This is a genomic window from Streptomyces sp. CBMA123 (genome assembly GCF_014596465.1).
GTDB lineage: Bacteria > Actinomycetota > Actinomycetes > Streptomycetales > Streptomycetaceae > Kitasatospora.
Genome location: NZ_MECK01000504.1, coordinates 1 through 999 on the forward strand (window position 1 = coordinate 1; position 999 = coordinate 999).

1 pseudogene is annotated in these 999 nt (G+C 79.9%); it reads left to right on the forward strand.

Annotated elements, in window-relative coordinates:
• A pseudogene (locus tag BG452_RS35455) lies at positions 1-999 on the forward strand (hypothetical protein); the annotation flags it as partial.

Consider the following 999-nt stretch of genomic DNA (forward strand, 5'->3'; position numbering starts at 1 on the left):
CCGCCGTCACCGCCCGGGGGGAGCAGCGCCCCACCGACCCCGGCGCGGCCTCCGGGCGCGGCAAGGACGACGGCCGGCGTGACGGCCGCACGGCCGGGAGCGGGCGGGACGTGCCCACCGCCCCGACCCGGGCCACGACCAAGGCCCAGACCACGTCCCTACCCAAGGCCCTGGCCAAACCGGCCGTACCGTCGTCCCCCGGCGCGGCGTCGGGCCCCACCGAGGGCGGGCACCGGATGCCCCCGGCCCGGGCCAAGGCCGGAGAGGCCGAAGAGGCCGGACGGGACTCAGCCGTCGCCCCCGCCGGGCGCGACACCGCGGACGCCCGGGAGCGGATCAGTCAGGCGCTCACCGAGGCGGGCAACGGGCGGGACCTGACGGAGAGCTTCGAGGAGCTGTACGAGGGCGCCCACACCCGGCTGGTGCAGCAGGTGTTCCTGCTGACGGCGTGCCGGCACCGGGCGGTGCACTGTGTGCGGCGGGCGTTCGGGGAGGCCCGGCAGGACTGGGGCGGGGTGGTCGGCTCCGGCGACCCAGAGGGCTGGGTGCGGGTGCGGGCCTGCGAGCTGGCGCTGTCCCCGTGGCGGCGGGGCGGGCCCCGCCGGATGCACGCCTGGACGCTGCCGCACCGGCGGATCCGGGTGCGGCCGGCCGACGAGGCGCAGTCGGTGCTGCCGGACCACGACCGGCTGACCGACCGGGACAAGGCGCTGCTGAAGGCCCTGCGCCGGCTGTCCCGGCCGCAGCGGCGGGCGCTGGTGCTGCACGACGGGCTGGGGCTGCCGGCCGCGGCGATCGCGGTGGAGGTGGAGTCGACCCGGGCGGCGGCCGAGGGGCGGGTGTGGGCGGCCCGGGAGGCGCTGGCCCAGTGGGTGCCGGACCTGGTGGGGCCGGATCCGGCGGCGCCGGGGTTCGCGGACGGGCTGAGCGGGCTGCTGCACCGGGCGGCGGTCCGGGGTTGTCCGGAGCCGCCCCGGGCGCCGGTGCCGGTGCTGCGGG